This is a genomic window from Enterobacter sp. MGH120 (assembly GCF_001037725.1).
In the GTDB taxonomy this organism is placed as follows: Bacteria; Pseudomonadota; Gammaproteobacteria; order Enterobacterales; family Enterobacteriaceae; genus Enterobacter; species Enterobacter hormaechei_C.
Genome location: NZ_KQ089940.1, coordinates 186,418 through 203,105 on the forward strand (window position 1 = coordinate 186,418; position 16,688 = coordinate 203,105).

Consider the following 16,688-nt stretch of genomic DNA (forward strand, 5'->3'; position numbering starts at 1 on the left):
AGAAATTCGTTATTTAGACGTCCAGATGTTTACACTTCTATAATTGGCAGGTACTGTATATTCCTCAAGCGCAAAATGTTCATGGCGAAGTGAAGGACTTTCATGATCGAGATTAAACACCTGAAAACGCTACAAGCGTTGCGGAACTGCGGTTCTCTTGCGGCGGCAGCGGCCACGCTGCACCAGACTCAGTCTGCCCTTTCTCACCAGTTCAGCGATCTGGAACAACGCCTCGGCTTTCGTCTTTTTGTGCGTAAGAGCCAGCCTTTGCGCTTTACGCCGCAGGGCGAAATTTTGCTTCAGCTGGCGAACCAGGTGCTGCCGCAGATTGCCAGCGCGTTGCAGTCCTGCAACGAGCCGCAGCAGACCACCCTGCGCATCGCCATTGAGTGTCACAGCTGTATTCAGTGGCTGACCCCCGCGCTTGAGAACTTCCGCCAGAAGTGGCCGCAGGTGGAGATGGACTTCAAATCCGGCGTCACGTTTGATCCGCAGCCGTCGCTTCAGCAGGGTGAGCTGGATCTGGTGATGACCTCAGATATTCTACCGCGCAGCGGTCTGCACTATTCGCCAATGTTTGATTTTGAGGTGCGTCTGGTGCTGGCCCCGGACCATCCGCTGGCCGCTAAAACGCGTATCACGCCGGAAGATCTGGCAACGGAGACGCTGCTGATTTACCCGGTACAGCGCAGTCGTCTGGATATCTGGCGCCATTTCCTGCAACCCGCGGGCATCAGCCCACAGCTGAAAAGCGTGGATAACACGCTGCTGTTAATTCAGATGGTGGCGGCCAGAATGGGGATTGCGGCGCTGCCGCACTGGGTGGTCGAGACGGTTGAACGCCAGGGTCTGGTGGTCACCAAAACCCTGGGTGAAGGACTGTGGAGCCGGCTGTACGCCGCCGTGCGCGACGGCGAGCAGCGTCAGCCGATTACGGAAGCGTTTATTCGCTCAGCGCGGAACCACGCGTGCGACCATCTTCCGTTTGTGCGGAGCGCGGAGCGACCCAGCGGCGATGTACCCACAGCGAAGCCAGGATCACCGTTCCCCCAATAAGGAAACTCGGCCAGTGCGGCTGCTCCTGCCAGATGGCGAGGTTCACCAGTAGCCCCGCCGGCACGTGCACATTGTTCATGATCCCCAGCGTCCCGGCGTCTACCTGCGTAGCGCCGTAGTTCCACATAAAATAGCCCAGCCCCGACGCCACCACGCCCAGCCAGACCAGAACGCTCCACTGCACGGAGGTAGTCGGCAGCTTTTGCGGATTGCCGAGCAGAAACCACGCCGCTACCGCGACAATCGCCGCGCCCATATAGAACCACGCAAACGCGTTATGCTGCGGCATCGGGCGGGTCTCCATCAGACGTTTGTAACCCACCATCCCGATGGCAAAGCTGATATTAGCGAGCTGGACGAACATCAGCCCGGTCCAGAAGTGATCGCTTACCTTGTCATAGCGAATAATCGCAGCGCCAATGACTGCCAGCGCAGCGCTCAGCAGATATCCCCAGCGCAAACGGCGCCTGCTGAGCAAGTCGTAAATCAGCGTGATGTAGAGCGGCGTCAGCACGGTGAAGAGCAGAAATTCCGAGACGGACAGGTAAACGTAGGCCCGGAAGCTGAACAGGTACATGATGCCGAGCTGCATCGCGCCTACCAGCATGTACAGCAGTATCGTTTTTAGCGACTGCCCGCGGGTACGCAGGAACGGCAGGAACACCAGCGCCGCCAGCCCCACGCGCATCAGTACCGAGAAGTAGCTGTCGACCGATCCGGCAAGGTATTCGCCAATCAGACTAAAGGAGAAGGCCCACAGGATAGTGGTGATAATGAGTAGCGCCACAATGCTTGTCTCTCAGAAAGAAGGAGAGGCATTGTAGCGAACTCTTTAGTTGACATCTGAACAATAAACAATCAATTGAAGATTATTCAAGGAACAGTTTGCGCAGATACTTAGGCACGGCGTTATCGCCGTTGGTGCCGATCACTTCCAGCTCCGGGTGCAGATCTTTCAGGCGCTGGTGCGCGTTCTGCATGATGCAGCCTTTACCCGCCATGGAGAGCATCTCGGCATCGTTCATGCCATCGCCAAAGGCGATACAGTCTTTCAGATCAAAGCCCAGCCGTTTCGCTACCGCTTCCAGCGCGTGACCTTTGGACACCCCGCCCGCCATCACTTCCAGACAGGTCAGCGTGGAGAAGCTCACGTTCACGCGGTCGCCCCAGCGGGCGTTGATCGCCTGCTCCAGCGGCAGTAACTCCTCATGATTTACACAGGTGAAGAATACCTTGCTGATCCCTTCCGGCTCCAGCAGACCCGGCTCGTACAGTGAGTACTGGAATACGGCTTCCTTGAAGAAGCGCATCTCTTCCGGGCGATGGCGGTTCATAAACCACTCGTCGTCGCGGTAAACGTTAGTCACGATATCCGGGTTGTTATGCACAATGCCGAACAAATCGGTGGCGATGTCACGATCGAGATTATGGGTAAAAATCAGGTTGCCGTCCGTGTCATGTACGCGCGCACCGTTAGAGGTGATCATGTACGACTTGATCTCCAGGTTATCGCGGATCTGTCCCACGTCCACGTGGTGGCGACCGGTGGCGAACACAAAGTTCACGCCGCGGGCAGTCAGGAGTTTTAGGGTCTCTTTCGCATAAGGCGACAGGGTGTGGTCGGGGGAAAGCAGCGTGCCATCTAAATCAGATGCAACAACCTGGTACATAGGGATTTCAACCTCTGGTGGAAAACAATAATCAGTTATGCCTGTTGAAAAATTCAACAATGGCGTTGAGCGCGACTGAGCGCATAGCGTCCTTTTCAAAAAGGATCTCATGGTACGCACCGTTGATGACCAGCGGTTTACCCCCTTCACAGGGATGGCCCGCAGCGGCGCGAAGTTCACAATAGCGGTCATGCATGCGGTTATCCACCACACGCTCTTCTTCCGCCTGGATCAGGAGCGTCGGCGTGTCATCATCGCCTACGCCCGCCAGCACCTGCTCACCGGCATGAATACCTTCCCGCACCCAGTGCCAGGTGGGGCCGCCGACCCGCAGACGCGGTTCATCGGCATAAAAACGCAGGTTGCGGCGATAACGCTGCCGGCTGTGGGTTAACACGTTGATGGCAAATGGCAATGCCCGCCAGCGTCCTGTTCCGATGGCATAGCCTTCTCGAATGCGCTGATGGCCCTCAGCCCAGTCCAGCAGATGGCGCACCATCCAGTCAGGAAAACGTATCACAATGCCGTACATCGGCGCGGTCAGCGCAATGGCGTCACACTGGTGCTTATGGCGCTGCAAAAACAACGTCGAGATCGCGCCCCCCATGGAGTGGGCAAGAATATAACGCTTGCGCCACGGTCCGGGCTGCACTTCCTGCTGCCAGAACGCGGCCAGATCGTCGACGTAATCGCTGAAGTTATCCACGTGGCCGCGATGGGTATCCGGCAACATCCTGCCAGAAAGCCCCTGCCCGCGATGGTCGATAATTAACACATCAAAGCCCAGATGGAACAGGTCATACGCCAACTCGGCATATTTGATATAGCTTTCGATGCGCCCGGGGCAGACCACAATCACCCGGTCATTTTTTTCATCACGGAAACGAACGAAGCGTACCGGGATTTCCCCGACGCCCATAAACTCATCTTCCTCACGCTGGCGCCAGAAATCGGTCAGCGGCCCCATGGAGAAAGCAGCAAATGCGTTTTCTCGTGTTTCCCAGTCCTTTTTCTGCTGAAACATTGGGTTTCCACCCCCCGTAATTCAGGGAATATCGTTTTTTTCGTCACCGGTCACAAAATGACTCAACAATAGCGTATTGTGGCATAAAAACAGACGATCCGGGAGTTTCAAATGACCTTCGAATGGTGGTTCGCCTACCTGCTGACATCCATCATCCTCAGCCTTTCACCTGGCTCGGGCGCAATCAACACCATGACCACCTCCATTAATCACGGCTATCGCGGCGCGGCGGCGTCAATCGCCGGTTTACAGACCGGGCTTGGCATTCATATTGTGCTGGTGGGGATTGGTCTGGGCACGCTGTTCTCCCGTTCGGTGCTGGCCTTCGAGGTGTTGAAATGGGCTGGCGCAGCGTATCTTATCTGGCTGGGTATTCAGCAGTGGCGCGCCGCAGGCTCGATTGATCTGCATACGCTCTCCCGGACGCAAACACGCGGCCACCTGTTTAAACGCGCGGTGTTCGTTAACCTGACCAACCCGAAAAGCATCGTGTTCCTCGCCGCCCTGTTCCCGCAGTTTATCGTGCCGCATCAGCCACAGGTGATGCAGTACGTGGTGCTGGGCGCGACCACCATTATTGTCGATATCATTGTGATGATTGGTTACGCGACGCTGGCGCAGCGAATTGCGGCGTGGATCAAAGGGCCTAAACAGATGAAGGCCCTGAACAAAGTCTTTGGTTCGCTGTTTATGCTGGTTGGCGCGCTGCTTGCGTCAGCGCGTCATGCTTAGCGAGAAATGATGAGATGAATGCCGAAGCCGGCGAACAGCGCGCCGGCAAAGCCGTCGATCCACTTCGCGATGCGCTGGTAGCCGCGACGCATCGCCGGTAAGGCAAACAGGCTTGCCACAACGGTAAACCAGGCGAACGTCTCAACAACGATCAGCAGGAAGATCCCCCAGCGCGCGCCCGCGCCGACGTTATCCCCTACAAACAGCGAGAACACAGAGCCGAAGTAGATAATCGCTTTCGGGTTCGCCAGGTTGGTCAGCAGCCCTTTCACAAAGCTACGGCCGCCCGTTGCCAGCTCAACCTTTGGCTCTTCCGGCTTTTTCTCTTCTTTCTTCAGCGCCCCGCGCAGCATCTGGTAGCCCATCCAGCACAGGTACAGACCGCCGCCGACCATGATGATGTTATGCAGCCACGCCATTTTCGCCAGGATCAGGTTCAGACCGAGCAGCGCAACCGCCGCCCAGACCATGACGCCCATGGTAATACCGAGCACACCCATCATTGCCTCTTTGCGGGAGCGGCTGACGGCCGTTTGTGACACGAAGAAAAAGTCAGGGCCAGGGCTCATCAGCGCAACGATGTGCACTAACGCCACGGTGAGAAATAGCATTAACATAATTAGCTCGCGGGGAAATAATACAGTGAGTCACCATCCTGGCACTTTTTCGCCCGGCTGACTACTCCTCATCATCACCATCAGCGTGGGAACGGATGAGCGCCATAAACTCTTTACCAAAGCGCTCCAGCTTACGCGTGCCGACGCCGTTGACGCTGAGCATCTCGCTGGCGCTGAGCGGCATTTGCTCGGCCATCTCGATAAGCGTCGCGTCGTTGAACACCACGTATGGCGGGATGTTCTCTTCATCCGCAATGGCTTTACGCAGCTTACGCAGCTTGGCGAACAGCTTGCGATCGTAGTTACCGCCGTAGGATTTCTGCATCACGCGCGGCTTCAGGGCGACAACGCGCGGAACGGCGAGCTTCAGTTCAACCTCGCCACGCAGGACCGGTCGCGCCGCTTCGGTCAGCTGAAGCGCAGAGTGCTGGGCAATGTTCTGCGTGGCAAAGCCGAGATGGATCAGCTGGCGGATGATACTCACCCAGTGCTCGTGGCTCTGGTCTTTCCCGATGCCATAAACCGGCAGTTTGTCGTGACCCATATCGCGGATACGCTGGTTGTTAGCCCCGCGCAGCACTTCAACGACGTAGCCCATCCCGAAGCGCTGGTTCACGCGTCCGATAGTCGAGAGCGCTTTGCGCGCGTCCATCAGGCCATCGTACTGCTTCGGCGGGTCGAGGCAGATATCGCAGTTGCCGCACGGTGCCTGACGCCCTTCACCAAAGTAGTTGAGCAGCACCAGACGGCGGCAGGTTTGCGCTTCGGCGAAGGCCCCCATCGCGTTAAGCTTGTGCCGTTCGATATCCTGCAACTGCCCCTGCGGTTTCTCCTCGAGACAGCGGCGCAGCCACGCCATATCCGCCGGATCGTAAAACAGCATCGCTTCCGCAGGCAGGCCGTCACGCCCGGCGCGGCCGGTTTCCTGATAGTAGGATTCGATATTGCGCGGAATGTCGAAATGCACCACAAAGCGCACGTTGGGCTTGTTGATCCCCATCCCGAACGCCACCGTTGCGACCACGATTTGCAGGTCGTCGCGCTGGAATTTCTCCTGCACGTCGGCGCGGATATGGTTCTCCAGCCCGGCGTGATAGGCCGCGGCGCTAAAGCCACGGTTTTGCAGACGCGCGGCGGTGTCTTCCACCTTCGCCCGGCTGTTGCAGTAGATGATGCCGGACTTTCCGCGCTGCTCCTGCACGTAGCGTAAGAGCTGATCCAGCGGCTTGAACTTCTCCATCAGCATATAGCGGATGTTCGGGCGGTCGAAGCTGCTGACCTGAATATACGGGTCGTTCAGCCCCAGCAGGCGAACGATGTCCTGACGCGTGGTGTCGTCCGCCGTGGCGGTAAGCGCCATAAACGGCAGCTCGGGGAAGCGCTGACGAAGCTGGCCAAGCGCGGCGTATTCCGGGCGGAAATCGTGCCCCCACTGGGAGATACAGTGCGCTTCATCCACTGCCAGCAGCACCGGATTCCAGTGCGCCAGATGATCGAGGAAGTTGTCCAGCATCAGGCGTTCTGGCGCGATATACAGCAGGCGGATCTGCCCGGTGCGGCACCCGGTCATTACCTCTTGCTGTTGCTCGCGGGTCTGCGTCGAGTTCAGGCAGGCCGCCGCCACGCCGTTGGCAAGCAGCTGGTCGACCTGGTCTTTCATCAGGGAAATAAGGGGCGATACCACGACCGTCAGGCCATTAAGCACCAGCGCGGGCACCTGATAGCAGAGCGATTTACCGCCGCCGGTCGGCATGACCACCAGGCAATCGCGGCCTTCCAACACGGTTTCAATGATGGTTTCCTGGCCAGGACGGAACTGCTGGTAGCCAAAGGTTTCCTGCAAAACCTGTTTAGCCAGCGATTCCTGATTCAATACTTCCGCCTGCGCCACGTTAACCCCATATGCCAGAAATGAAACAGGCGCTATTTTCAGCGCCTGAGAGAGAAACTTCAACGTTTAACGCAAAAACATTCGAGCAGCTTAGAAAATATCGTTCAGCATGACGCCCACACCGACGCGGGTCTGATTGAAATTGTAGTCGATCAGCGATTCGCCATACCCGCTATACACCTGAGTATAAAGACGAACGTGTTTCGTTACCGGGTAGCTCAGGCCCAGCTCTGCACCGCCGTAGCCGGTATTCCAGTTGTACTGGCCTTTGGCGCTCAGCACCGCGTCACCCAGCTGATAGCCCACTTTAAGCTGATAGTAGCCCATATATTTGGTGATATCCGGGTTGTCATCGGTGCTGCCCACCACGTACCACGGCTTCACTTCCACCATGAAATTGCCGTTCTGCGCCATCAGACGCGTATAGATGCGGTTCCAGCTGCGTGAGGTTGGGTCGGAACGACCGTTGGAATCGTGGTTATAGCCCACCTCCACGTCTCGCAGCGTCCAGCCTGCAAACTCATAATCGGTGGCGAAACCGAGGAACAGCTGCGGTTCATAGTTGGTTTCGCGGAACGGTGAAGATTCCCCGCTGTTGGAGAGCTGCCACCATGACTTCTGCGTGTAAGACGCGCCAAGCACCGAGTTCGGCCCCAGGATGCCGCGCCAGAACGGGAAGGCGAGGCTGAGCTGGAACTTCACCTCATCTTTACGCGCATTATCAGACCAGTTATAGGAGCTTATCGCCTCTTTGTTGAGATCGCTGGTCTGGGTGTAGATCACGTAGTTTGTATCATAAGGGTACAGCGTGAACGGATTGTCATGCTCCTGAAGCATATTGGCGATGATGCTGCCCTTAACGGCAGGTTTATCATGCACCTCTTTGATCGTCGCTTCCTGCGCATATGCTGTGAGGGGCAGCGCAACCGCCGCCAGTAACCAACCCAGATACGTCCGCATCGGTGGTGTTCTCCTGAAATGGTGACATTTAATGAATAGTTTTGTCCGGGCATTCTACAGACTTCTGCGATAACTTCCGCTTCCTCGTTTCTTAAAGTGGCATTCCTTTATCCTGAAGCATAAAATCAACATTTTGTTAACAACAAGGATGCCACGTCAGATGTCAGCCACACTCACCGCCGAAGAAACCTTAAAGCTCGTGGGCGAGATTTTTGTGTACCACATGCCGTTCAACCGTGCACTGGGTCTTGAGCTGGAGCGATACGAAAAAGACTTCGCTCAGCTGAGTTTCAATAATCAGCCAATGATGGTCGGTAACTGGGCGCAAAGCATTTTGCACGGCGGGGTCATTGCCTCCGCGCTGGACGTGGCGGCCGGTCTGGTGTGCGTGGGCAGCACGCTGACGCGCCATGACACCATCAACGAAGATGAGTTACGCCAGCGCCTGTCGCGCATGGGCACCATCGATTTACGCGTCGACTACCTGCGTCCGGGACGCGGAAACCGCTTCACCTGCACCAGCAGCCTGCTGCGCGCCGGGAATAAAGTTGCCGTCGCCCGCGTTGAGCTGCATAACGAGGAGCAGGTTTATATCGCCAGCGCAACCGCCACTTATATGGTGGGTTGAGACGGCAAATTCGGGTAAAATTACTTCACTTTTTTGTAACGGATTTTCCCGATGGATGCTAAACAGACGCGGCAGGGCGTTTTACTCGCCCTTGCCGCTTATTTTATTTGGGGTATCGCACCGGCGTACTTCAAACTTATCGCCTATGTCCCGGCGGACGAGATCCTCACTCACCGCGTCATCTGGTCCTTTTTCTTCATGATTGCGCTGATGAGTATCAGCCGTCAGTGGTCAGGCGTCAAAACGCTGCTGAAAACCCCGAAGAAGGTCTTCCTGCTCGCTCTCTCTGCGGTGCTGATTGGCGGAAACTGGCTGCTGTTTATCTGGGCGGTGAATAACCATCACATGCTCGAAGCCAGCCTGGGCTACTTTATTAACCCGCTGGTCAATATTTTGCTGGGGATGATTTTCCTTGGTGAGCGCTTTCGCCGGATGCAGTGGGTGGCGGTGATTCTGGCCTTCTGCGGCGTGCTGGTACAGCTGTGGACCTTCGGCTCACTGCCGGTTATCGCCCTGGGACTGGCGTTCAGCTTTGCGTTTTACGGCCTGGTGCGTAAGAAGATTGCGGTGGAAGCGCAGACGGGAATGCTGTTTGAAACCCTGTGGCTGCTGCCTGTCGCCGCGATCTACCTGTTCGGTATTGCCGACAGCGCCACCAGCCACATGGGCAGCAATCCATGGTCGCTGAACCTGATGCTGATGGCCGCGGGCGTGGTCACGACGATCCCCCTGCTGTGCTTTACCGGCGCGGCAACGCGTCTGCGCCTCTCCACGCTGGGCTTCTTCCAGTACATTGGCCCCACGCTGATGTTCCTGCTGGCGGTGGTGTTTTACGGCGAGGTGCCGGGTGCGGATAAGATGGTGACGTTCGCCTTTATCTGGGTGGCGCTGGCCATCTTTGTTGCGGATGCGATTTATACCCAGCGCAGGGTGCGCAAAGGGCTGTGATGTTGCCCTCACCCTAACCCTCTCCCACAGGGGAGAGGGTTCCCCAGTAATTTGAAAGCAAAAGCGATAACGTTGCCTCAGAATAACTGAGGGCTTTCAGCGATGCCTCGGTCCGGCTGTAAATCGCTGAGGCGTTTCCTGGAGGCCGGGGCGAGGCGCAGGGATGCGCCGAGAGGGCGGGCTTTACAGGGATGTTACCTCCGCCCGTCCCCGATAAGCCGGAAGGAATAAGCCGAAGGCACCGCGAAGCGGCGATTTACCGCCGGAAGCCCGGGTCGCCAGGGTGGTGGCGACTGAGCCACCCTGGCACGTTCACCGGTCATGTCGTGACAGAGTAGCAAGGAACATAAAGTGAACGGAATGACCACCAGAGCCGTATGTTCCCCCTCACCCCAGCCCTCTCCCACAGGGAGAGGGAATTCGATCGTAGGGCGGGTAAGCGCAGCGCCACCCGCCAGATTTTTACAGCCAGTTCTTCCGCTTAAAGTACAGATACGGCGCCAGCCCGGCGAGGATCATAAAGATAATCGCCCCCGGGTAGCCAAAGCTCCACTTCAGCTCCGGCATAAACTCGAAGTTCATCCCGTAGCTGGACGCCACCAGCGTCGGCGGCAGGAACACCACGGACACCACCGAGAAGATCTTGATGATGCGGTTCTGCTCGATGTTGATAAAGCCCATCGCCGCCTGCATCAGGAAGTTGACCTTCTGGAACAGGGATTCGTTGTGCGGCAGCAGGGATTCGATATCGCGTAAGATCTCACGCGCCTGCTCCAGCTGACCGCCCGGCAGACGCGCCTTGCGCACCAGGAAGTTCAGCGCGCGCTGGGTATCCATCAGACACAAACGCACCTTCCAGCCGATATCTTCCAGCTCAGCCAGCGTGGACAACGCTTCGTCGTACTCATCGCCCTGATGGCCTTCCATGATCACGCGGCTCAGCTTTTCCAGGTCGCTGTAGATGTTTTCGATTTCATCCGCCAGCTGTTCGATTTTGGTTTCGAACAGATCCAGCAGCAGCTCATAAGCGTTGCCGTCCATCATCGCCTGGCTGCGGGCACGCATACGGTAGAGACGAAACGCAGGCAGTTCGCGCTCGCGCAGGGTGAACAGGCGGCCATCGCGGATGGTAAACGCCACGGTGGAGTTCCCCGCGTGGTCTTCGGCATCTTCGAAAAAGAAGAAGGAGTGAATGTGCAGGCCGTCTTCGTCTTCAAAAAAACGGGCGGATGCTTCGATGTCTTCCAGTTCCGGGCGTGTCGCCAGGCTTTGCCCCAGTTCAGATTGTACGCGAAGGCGCTCATCGTCGTCCGGCTCGACCAGATCCACCCATACGGCATCAATGAGGGGCTGTGACTCTTCGGCTTCAAGCCGAGTCAGTCGGTTATTTTCGAGTTGAAATGCGCTCAACATGACCGGGACTCCCAATGCAAAAAATATCGGACAGTTCGGTGGGCACACAGAAACAAATTGGGTTTCAGACCATTAAACAGCCTGACTCAGCGCGACGGGAATGATGCAGTCGCTGACAACCACTAAGGCCATCAGCAAGAGGAGATAGCCTTAGGAGTTGTTCCTGGATGACAGGGAATTGAGCCAGTATCTACTGGGTGTGTCCAAGGCGAATGTCCTCTTAGCGTAATCGTGCGCGCATGTTACGCCAGCAATAACTGTGGCGTCAACACGCAACGGAACGCTGAAGGGCATTAATTGACCTTCAACGTATAAGGCTAGCAGATTATTACAAAATAGTGATATTTTTCTGAAAGTTACACACTTTCCAGCTTGGCATAGGCTGCCACCAGCCATTTGATCCCCTGCCCCTGGAACGCTACCTGCAAACGGCTGTGCTCGCCGCTGCCTTCCAGGTTGACGATGGTGCCTTCGCCAAACTTCGAGTGGCGCACGCGCTGGCCCAGCTTGTAACCGGTGTCGGTTTCAGAGATCGGCGAGCCCATACGCTGATGGCTGACCGGACGGCTGATGCTGGCGCGCAGGCGCACCTCTTCCACACACTCTTCCGGCAGTTCGCCGATAAAGCGCGACGGACGGTGATATACCTCTTTCCCGTACAGGCGGCGGGTTTCCGCGTAGGTCAGGGTCAGTTTCTGCATCGCACGGGTCACGCCCACGTAGGCCAGACGACGCTCCTCTTCCAGACGCCCGCCTTCATCCAGCGACATCTGGCTCGGGAACATCCCCTCTTCCATCCCGACGATGAACACCTGCGGGAACTCCAGACCTTTCGCGGAGTGCAGGGTCATCAGCTGAACCGCATCCTGCCAGGTATCGGCCTGCCCTTCACCCGCCTCCAGCGCGGCGTGAGAGAGGAATGCCTGCAACGGCATCAGGTCTTCGTCTTCTTCGTTGTAGCTGAACTGGCGCGTTGCCGTCACCAGTTCCTCTAAGTTCTCAATACGGGTCTGGCCCTTCTCGCCTTTTTCCTGCTCGTACATGGTGCGCAAGCCGGAATCTTTGATCACCCGGTCGGTCTGGACGTGCAGCGGCATGTCGGCCGTTTCCTGCGCCAGCGCGTCGATTAACTCCAGGAAGCGCTGCAATGCGCTGGCGGCGCGCCCGGCAAGGGCTTTTTCCTGTAACAGCTCGCGGCACGCCTGCCACAACGTGAGCTGACGATCGCGCGAGGCCTGACGCACCACGTCCAGCGTACGATCGCCGATGCCGCGCGTCGGCGTGTTCACCACGCGCTCAAACGCCGCATCGTCGTTACGGTTGGCAATCAGACGCAAATACGAGAGCGCATCTTTGATCTCCTGACGTTCGAAGAAGCGCATACCGCCATAAATGCGGTACGGCATGCTCACCTGCAACAGCGCCTCTTCCAGCACGCGCGACTGGGCGTTGCTGCGATAGAGAATGGCACACTGCTCCAGCGCGCCGCCGTTCTCCTGCCAGGTTTTAATGCGGTTCACCACGAAGCGGGCTTCGTCGAGCTCGTTGAAGGCGCAGTAAATCGAAATCGGTTCGCCGTCGACGCCATCGGTCCACAGCTTTTTACCCAGGCGCCCGTTGTTGTTCTCAATCAGGGCGTTGGCCGCGCTCAGAATGTTGCTGGTAGAACGGTAGTTCTGCTCCAGACGGATGGTTTGCGCGCCGGGGAAATCGTTGAGGAAGCGCTGGATGTTCTCCACCTGCGCGCCGCGCCAGCCGTAGATAGACTGGTCGTCATCGCCTACGATCATCACCTTGCCGGTATCCCCGGCCAGCAGGCGGATCCAGGCGTACTGGATGTTGTTGGTATCCTGGAATTCGTCCACCAGGATGTTGGTAAAGCGTTCACGGTAGTGTTGCAGAATATGCGGTTTGTTCAGCCACAGCTCGTGGGCGCGCAGCAGCAGCTCGGCGAAATCCACCAGACCGGCGCGATCGCACGCTTCCTGATAGGCCTTGTAGACGTTCTGCCAGGTCTGCTCGACCGGGTTACCGAAGCTCTGAATATGATGCGGACGCAGCCCTTCGTCTTTCTGACCGTTGATGTACCACATCGCCTGACGCGGCGGCCACTGCTTCTCATCGAGGTTCATCGCCTTGATCAGGCGTTTCAGCAAGCGCAGCTGATCTTCGCTGTCGAGGATCTGGAAATCCTGCGGCAGGTTAGCGTCCATATGGTGCGCGCGCAGCAGACGGTGCGCCAGGCCGTGGAAGGTGCCAACCCACATGCCGCCCTGGCTGGTGCCCATCAGCTGCGCGATACGGTGGCGCATCTCCGCCGCCGCCTTGTTGGTGAACGTCACGGCCATAATCGAGTACGGCGAGCAGTTCTCCACGCTCTGTAGCCAGGCGATACGGTGAACCAGCACGCGCGTCTTACCACTGCCCGCTCCAGCCAGTACCAGCAGGTTCGTACGCGAGGCGGCAACCGCGTCACGCTGTTTATCATTAAGGCTGTCGAGCAGGTAAGAAACGTCCATTGGCACCGTCACGTCATGTCGGGCAGGCAAATGTTTCCATTCGCCAAAACCCTGTTAATTTATACAGAACAATTGATGATTATATCAGCGTCGTGAGGGATGCCAACCGTGAAATTTCCACGTGCGGCAGAAGACGGCTATCCGGGGTAGTCATCAGATCGGCATTTTCCGGCTTGATCCAGCAGGCCTGCATGCCGCAGCGGATCGCCCCGGCGACGTCCGTGGTCAGGTCGTCGCCCACGTGCAGGATCTCACCGAGCGGCAAATCCAGTTTTTCCGCTGCCAGATGATACATATCGTTGAACGGCTTCGAGCGTCCGTGCGGGCCCGCGCGCAGCACGAACTGAAAATAGTTCCCCAGACCAAACAGTTCAGGCTGAGCGTTGCCGTTGGTGATGGCCACCAGCGGCCACTTTTCGGCGAGCTTCGCCAGCGTGTCGTGGGTCTCCTGCGGCACGTCGATCCGACTGCGCCATTTGGCGAAGTTTTCCATGGCCGCTTCGGCCCCCGTGGCCGCATCCTGCGCGCTCAGGCCGGCGTTGAGCATCGCCTGCTCAACCGCACGGCGGCGCCATTCGGTCACGTCGTGGTAAATCTCCGGTTCGGTTTCCCGCAGGGACTGACGCAGCTGCTGGAAGTCTTTGTTCTGCATCGCTTTCAGCGCAGGATGGTAGTTCTGCACAAACGCCAGCGACTCCTGCTCGGTACGCAGGATCACCGGGCGGTTATCGTAAAGAGTGTCATCAAGGTCAAACGTCAGGGCTGATATCTGACCGAGTGGGCGGTAAAAACGCATTATTTCCCCCGTTTGGCGCGTGGATGCGCCGCGTCATACACCGAGGCAAGGTGTTGGAAGTCTAAGTGGGTATAGATTTGGGTGGTCGACAGATTCGCGTGACCAAGCAGCTCCTGTACGCCGCGCAGGTCGCCGCTTGATTCCAGCATGTGCGTCGCAAAGGAGTGGCGCAGCTTGTGGGGGTGAACGTGGCTGTTCAGCCCCTGCTTAATGCCCCACTCCGCAAAGCGCTTCTGCACGTTACGCGCCGAGATCCGCTTGCCGAGTTTCGACAGGAACAGCGCATCTTCGTCGGCGCCAAACAGCCCGCGAAGGTCCAGCCAGTGCTCAATCCAGGAGACCGCATTGCGGCCGATCGGCAGGCGGCGCTCTTTGCTGCCCTTGCCCATTACCCACACCTCGCCGGACTCCAGATCGAGGTGCTTTAAGTCGAGGTTCACCAGCTCAGAGAGACGCAGGCCCGCGCCGTACATCACCTCCAGCATCGCGCGGTCGCGCACGGCCAGCGGATCGTTAAGATCGATATCCAGCAGGCGGTTTACGTCGTCGACGTCGATATTTTTCGGCAGATGACGCGGGGCTTTCGGCGTGGCGATCCCTTTTGCCGGGTTGGCTTTCAGACCGCCCTGACTGACCAGCCAGTCGAAGAAACTGCGCAGGGCAGAGAGCCGGAGCGCCAGGCTCGCCGGGCTGAGATTTTTTTTACGGCTACGCACGACGAACCCGCGTACCGTGGCGGCGTCACATTGTTGCCAGCTTTTCAGGCCGATTTCATCGGCAAGCTGCATGATGGCATCAAGCTGACGCTGATAGTTGAGCAGCGTAATAGGGCTGAGCTGGCGTTCTACGCCCAGATAGCGCAGAAAGCGGTTGACGTCAGTGGCGAGCAATCCGTCCGTCATACGCGCTCAATCCAGCGCTCCAGCAGCTCAGGCAGCATCAGGGCGATCTCCTGCAACAGTTGCGTGCCCTGCCCCTGTTCATAATGATGCGCGTCGCGGCTGGTAAATAACATCACGCCCAGGTCACCATCGCGCCCCATCAGCGACATCGCCACCGAGCCGATAGCTTTGGCTTCCGGCAGCACCACCAGCAGTTCTGGCCCGTTAAGCGGCCCCAGATAGTGGTGCTCATGGCCCAGACGCTGAATGCGCAGCGGCTCAAACGCCTGACGGCTCAGCGCCAGATGGGTAAACCCGGACGGCGCGCCAATGCGCCAGCGGTCAGGGAAGAGACGGATCGTCGCGCCTGCCAGCCCCAGCTCGCGCGCCCAGCGGTGGAAGCGGTTGAGGAACTCTTCGAGACTGTGCGCGGAAGCCAGACGCGCCTGAAGGTGCAGTAGACGGTAGAACAGGCTTTCGTTATTGCTGGCCTGCTCCATCAGCAGCGTCATGTTCTCTTCGAGCTGATTGATGTGGTTGCGCGAGCGCGCCATGTGCCATTCAACCAGCGACACGGTCTCGCGAACCGGATGCGGCACGCGCATCTGTTCGACGACGCGTGCATTGCGGATAAAAAACTCAGGATTGTGCAGCAGGTAATCCACAACAGCGCTGTCGTCCAGCTCCGTTACAGGTTCCCGCAGTTCTTCCCCTGGTTGCTTCATAGATGGATAAACCCGTCATAAACATGTGTCGCCGGGCCAGTCATGTACAGTGGATGACCCGCTCCTTTCCAGGCGATATCAAGACGTCCGCCCGGTAATTCCACGCGAACCTCTTCTGCCAGTAACCCCTGTGAGATACCGACGGCCACCGCCGCACAGGCACCGCTTCCGCAGGCCTGGGTTTCGCCCGCGCCGCGCTCGTAAACCCGCAGGCGAATGTGTTCACGCTTCACCACCTGCATGAAACCGATGTTCGCCCGCTCCGGGAAGCGCTCGTGGCTTTCCAGCACCGGGCCGAGCGTTTCAACCGCCGCGGTTTGCACATCATCCACCTGAATCACGCAGTGCGGGTTACCCATTGAGACGACGCCGCACAATACTGTCTGCTCGGCGGCACGCATAATATAGGTCTTTTCCGCTTTGTTGGCGCGAAACGGCACGGCAGAGGGGTCGAAGTTCGGCTCGCCCATGTTCACGCGCACCAGTTCGTCGTCGGTGACGCTGAGCACCATCCGGCCGTTGGCGGTGCTGACGCGGATATCGCGCTTGTTGGTCAGCCCTTTCAGCCGAACAAAGCGGGCAAAACAGCGCGCGCCGTTGCCGCACTGGGAAACTTCGCTGCCGTCGGCGTTAAAAATGCGGTAGTGAAAATCCAGGTCAGGATCGTAAGGCGGCTCCACCACCAGCAGCTGGTCAAACCCCACGCCCACGTGTCGATCCGCCAGGCGACGGATCAATTCCGGGGAGAAAAAGACATTCTGCGTTACCGCGTCGACGACCATAAAGTCGTTGCCAAGGCCATGCATTTTAGAGAACTGCATCATTTGC

General features: G+C 57.9%; 17 protein-coding genes. 4 read left to right on the forward strand and 13 right to left on the reverse strand.

The annotated features are described in order from the left end of the window. Positions 1–102 precede the first annotated feature (102 nt). Complete coding sequence (gene metR / locus SK54_RS00885) at positions 103–1,056, forward strand: HTH-type transcriptional regulator MetR (protein ID WP_015570000.1); 954 nt, start codon at positions 103–105, stop codon at positions 1,054–1,056. On the opposite strand, the gene SK54_RS00890 is transcribed toward metR, so the two are convergent. The 3 genes from SK54_RS00890 to pldB form a co-directional block, all read right to left on the reverse strand. Further along, on the reverse strand, positions 944–1,843 hold the full coding sequence (locus SK54_RS00890) for a carboxylate/amino acid/amine transporter (RefSeq protein ID WP_023295736.1): 900 nt from the start codon (positions 1,841–1,843) through the stop codon (positions 944–946). The genes metR and SK54_RS00890 overlap by 113 nt on opposite strands. Before the next feature lie 82 nt (positions 1,844–1,925). Further along, positions 1,926–2,726 (reverse strand): sugar/pyridoxal phosphate phosphatase YigL, encoded by an 801-nt coding sequence (gene yigL, locus SK54_RS00895; RefSeq protein WP_015570001.1) that lies wholly within the window; start codon positions 2,724–2,726, stop codon positions 1,926–1,928. A gap of 31 nt (positions 2,727–2,757) precedes the next feature. Next, the gene (pldB, locus tag SK54_RS00900; protein WP_015570002.1) at positions 2,758–3,750 is read right to left on the reverse strand and encodes a lysophospholipase L2; all 993 of its coding nucleotides are present in this window, start codon (positions 3,748–3,750) and stop codon (positions 2,758–2,760) included. A gap of 111 nt (positions 3,751–3,861) precedes the next feature. Between pldB and rhtB the strand changes: the two genes are divergently transcribed. Then, complete coding sequence (rhtB, locus tag SK54_RS00905; RefSeq protein ID WP_006812363.1) at positions 3,862–4,482, forward strand: homoserine/homoserine lactone efflux protein; 621 nt, start codon at positions 3,862–3,864, stop codon at positions 4,480–4,482. On the opposite strand, the gene rhtC is transcribed toward rhtB, so the two are convergent. From rhtC to pldA, 3 genes are all read right to left on the reverse strand, one after another. Then, positions 4,479–5,099: a threonine export protein RhtC gene (gene rhtC, locus SK54_RS00910; RefSeq protein ID WP_006179256.1), complete on the reverse strand. Its 621-nt coding sequence runs from the start codon at positions 5,097–5,099 to the stop codon at positions 4,479–4,481. The genes rhtB and rhtC overlap by 4 nt on opposite strands. Positions 5,100–5,160: 61 nt before the next feature. Further along, the gene (gene recQ, locus SK54_RS00915) at positions 5,161–6,990 is read right to left on the reverse strand and encodes an ATP-dependent DNA helicase RecQ (protein WP_032620661.1); all 1,830 of its coding nucleotides are present in this window, start codon (positions 6,988–6,990) and stop codon (positions 5,161–5,163) included. Between the two features lie 90 nt (positions 6,991–7,080). After that, positions 7,081–7,950 carry a phospholipase A gene (pldA, locus tag SK54_RS00920; protein WP_003860803.1) on the reverse strand — a complete coding sequence of 290 codons (870 nt, stop codon included), beginning with the start codon at positions 7,948–7,950 and terminating at the stop codon, positions 7,081–7,083. Between the two features lie 160 nt (positions 7,951–8,110). On the opposite strand from pldA, the gene yigI reads away from it, so the two are divergent. Together yigI and rarD are read left to right on the forward strand one after the other, a co-directional pair. Next, positions 8,111–8,578 carry an acyl-CoA thioesterase YigI gene (yigI, locus tag SK54_RS00925; protein WP_006812366.1) on the forward strand — a complete coding sequence of 156 codons (468 nt, stop codon included), beginning with the start codon at positions 8,111–8,113 and terminating at the stop codon, positions 8,576–8,578. Between the two features lie 51 nt (positions 8,579–8,629). Then, positions 8,630–9,526: an EamA family transporter RarD gene (gene rarD, locus SK54_RS00930; RefSeq protein ID WP_017694744.1), complete on the forward strand. Its 897-nt coding sequence runs from the start codon at positions 8,630–8,632 to the stop codon at positions 9,524–9,526. A gap of 462 nt (positions 9,527–9,988) precedes the next feature. Here rarD and corA read toward each other — a convergent pair whose 3' ends face one another. From corA to dapF, 7 genes are all read right to left on the reverse strand, one after another. Then, the gene (gene corA / locus SK54_RS00935; protein WP_003860807.1) at positions 9,989–10,939 is read right to left on the reverse strand and encodes a magnesium/cobalt transporter CorA; all 951 of its coding nucleotides are present in this window, start codon (positions 10,937–10,939) and stop codon (positions 9,989–9,991) included. 150 nt (positions 10,940–11,089) lie between these two features. Next, a complete protein-coding gene (ysgD, locus tag SK54_RS22670) occupies positions 11,090–11,146 on the reverse strand; it encodes a YsgD/CorL family protein (RefSeq protein WP_212743980.1) in 57 nt (18 codons plus the stop codon). Positions 11,147–11,295: 149 nt separating this feature from the next. Then, positions 11,296–13,458 carry a DNA helicase II gene (gene uvrD, locus SK54_RS00940; RefSeq protein ID WP_017383586.1) on the reverse strand — a complete coding sequence of 721 codons (2,163 nt, stop codon included), beginning with the start codon at positions 13,456–13,458 and terminating at the stop codon, positions 11,296–11,298. A gap of 79 nt (positions 13,459–13,537) precedes the next feature. Beyond that, positions 13,538–14,254, reverse strand: coding sequence for a 5-amino-6-(5-phospho-D-ribitylamino)uracil phosphatase YigB (yigB, locus tag SK54_RS00945; protein WP_017383587.1), 717 nt, complete (start codon positions 14,252–14,254; stop codon positions 13,538–13,540). Then, complete coding sequence (gene xerC / locus SK54_RS00950) at positions 14,254–15,156, reverse strand: tyrosine recombinase XerC (protein ID WP_017383588.1); 903 nt, start codon at positions 15,154–15,156, stop codon at positions 14,254–14,256. The genes yigB and xerC overlap by 1 nt, the downstream gene beginning before the upstream one ends. Continuing rightward, positions 15,153–15,860: a DUF484 domain-containing protein gene (locus SK54_RS00955; RefSeq protein ID WP_017694746.1), complete on the reverse strand. Its 708-nt coding sequence runs from the start codon at positions 15,858–15,860 to the stop codon at positions 15,153–15,155. The genes xerC and SK54_RS00955 overlap by 4 nt, the downstream gene beginning before the upstream one ends. Then, positions 15,857–16,681 carry a diaminopimelate epimerase gene (dapF, locus tag SK54_RS00960; protein WP_017383590.1) on the reverse strand — a complete coding sequence of 275 codons (825 nt, stop codon included), beginning with the start codon at positions 16,679–16,681 and terminating at the stop codon, positions 15,857–15,859. The genes SK54_RS00955 and dapF overlap by 4 nt, the downstream gene beginning before the upstream one ends. Positions 16,682–16,688: the final 7 nt, after the last annotated feature.

What these genes read in the sequence shown, in the direction of transcription:
- metR (WP_015570000.1), top strand. Translation starts at nt 103, where the DNA reads ATGATCGAGATTAAACACCTGAAAACGCTACAAGCGTTGCGGAACTGC.
- yigL (WP_015570001.1), bottom strand. Translation starts at nt 2,726, where the DNA reads ATGTACCAGGTTGTTGCATCTGATTTAGATGGCACGCTGCTTTCCCCC.
- pldB (WP_015570002.1), bottom strand. Translation starts at nt 3,750, where the DNA reads ATGTTTCAGCAGAAAAAGGACTGGGAAACACGAGAAAACGCATTTGCT.
- rhtB (WP_006812363.1), top strand. Translation starts at nt 3,862, where the DNA reads ATGACCTTCGAATGGTGGTTCGCCTACCTGCTGACATCCATCATCCTC.
- rhtC (WP_006179256.1), bottom strand. Translation starts at nt 5,099, where the DNA reads ATGTTAATGCTATTTCTCACCGTGGCGTTAGTGCACATCGTTGCGCTG.
- pldA (WP_003860803.1), bottom strand. Translation starts at nt 7,950, where the DNA reads ATGCGGACGTATCTGGGTTGGTTACTGGCGGCGGTTGCGCTGCCCCTC.
- yigI (WP_006812366.1), top strand. Translation starts at nt 8,111, where the DNA reads ATGTCAGCCACACTCACCGCCGAAGAAACCTTAAAGCTCGTGGGCGAG.
- rarD (WP_017694744.1), top strand. Translation starts at nt 8,630, where the DNA reads ATGGATGCTAAACAGACGCGGCAGGGCGTTTTACTCGCCCTTGCCGCT.
- corA (WP_003860807.1), bottom strand. Translation starts at nt 10,939, where the DNA reads ATGTTGAGCGCATTTCAACTCGAAAATAACCGACTGACTCGGCTTGAA.
- uvrD (WP_017383586.1), bottom strand. Translation starts at nt 13,458, where the DNA reads ATGGACGTTTCTTACCTGCTCGACAGCCTTAATGATAAACAGCGTGAC.
- yigB (WP_017383587.1), bottom strand. Translation starts at nt 14,254, where the DNA reads ATGCGTTTTTACCGCCCACTCGGTCAGATATCAGCCCTGACGTTTGAC.
- xerC (WP_017383588.1), bottom strand. Translation starts at nt 15,156, where the DNA reads ATGACGGACGGATTGCTCGCCACTGACGTCAACCGCTTTCTGCGCTAT.
- SK54_RS00955 (WP_017694746.1), bottom strand. Translation starts at nt 15,860, where the DNA reads ATGAAGCAACCAGGGGAAGAACTGCGGGAACCTGTAACGGAGCTGGAC.
- dapF (WP_017383590.1), bottom strand. Translation starts at nt 16,681, where the DNA reads ATGCAGTTCTCTAAAATGCATGGCCTTGGCAACGACTTTATGGTCGTC.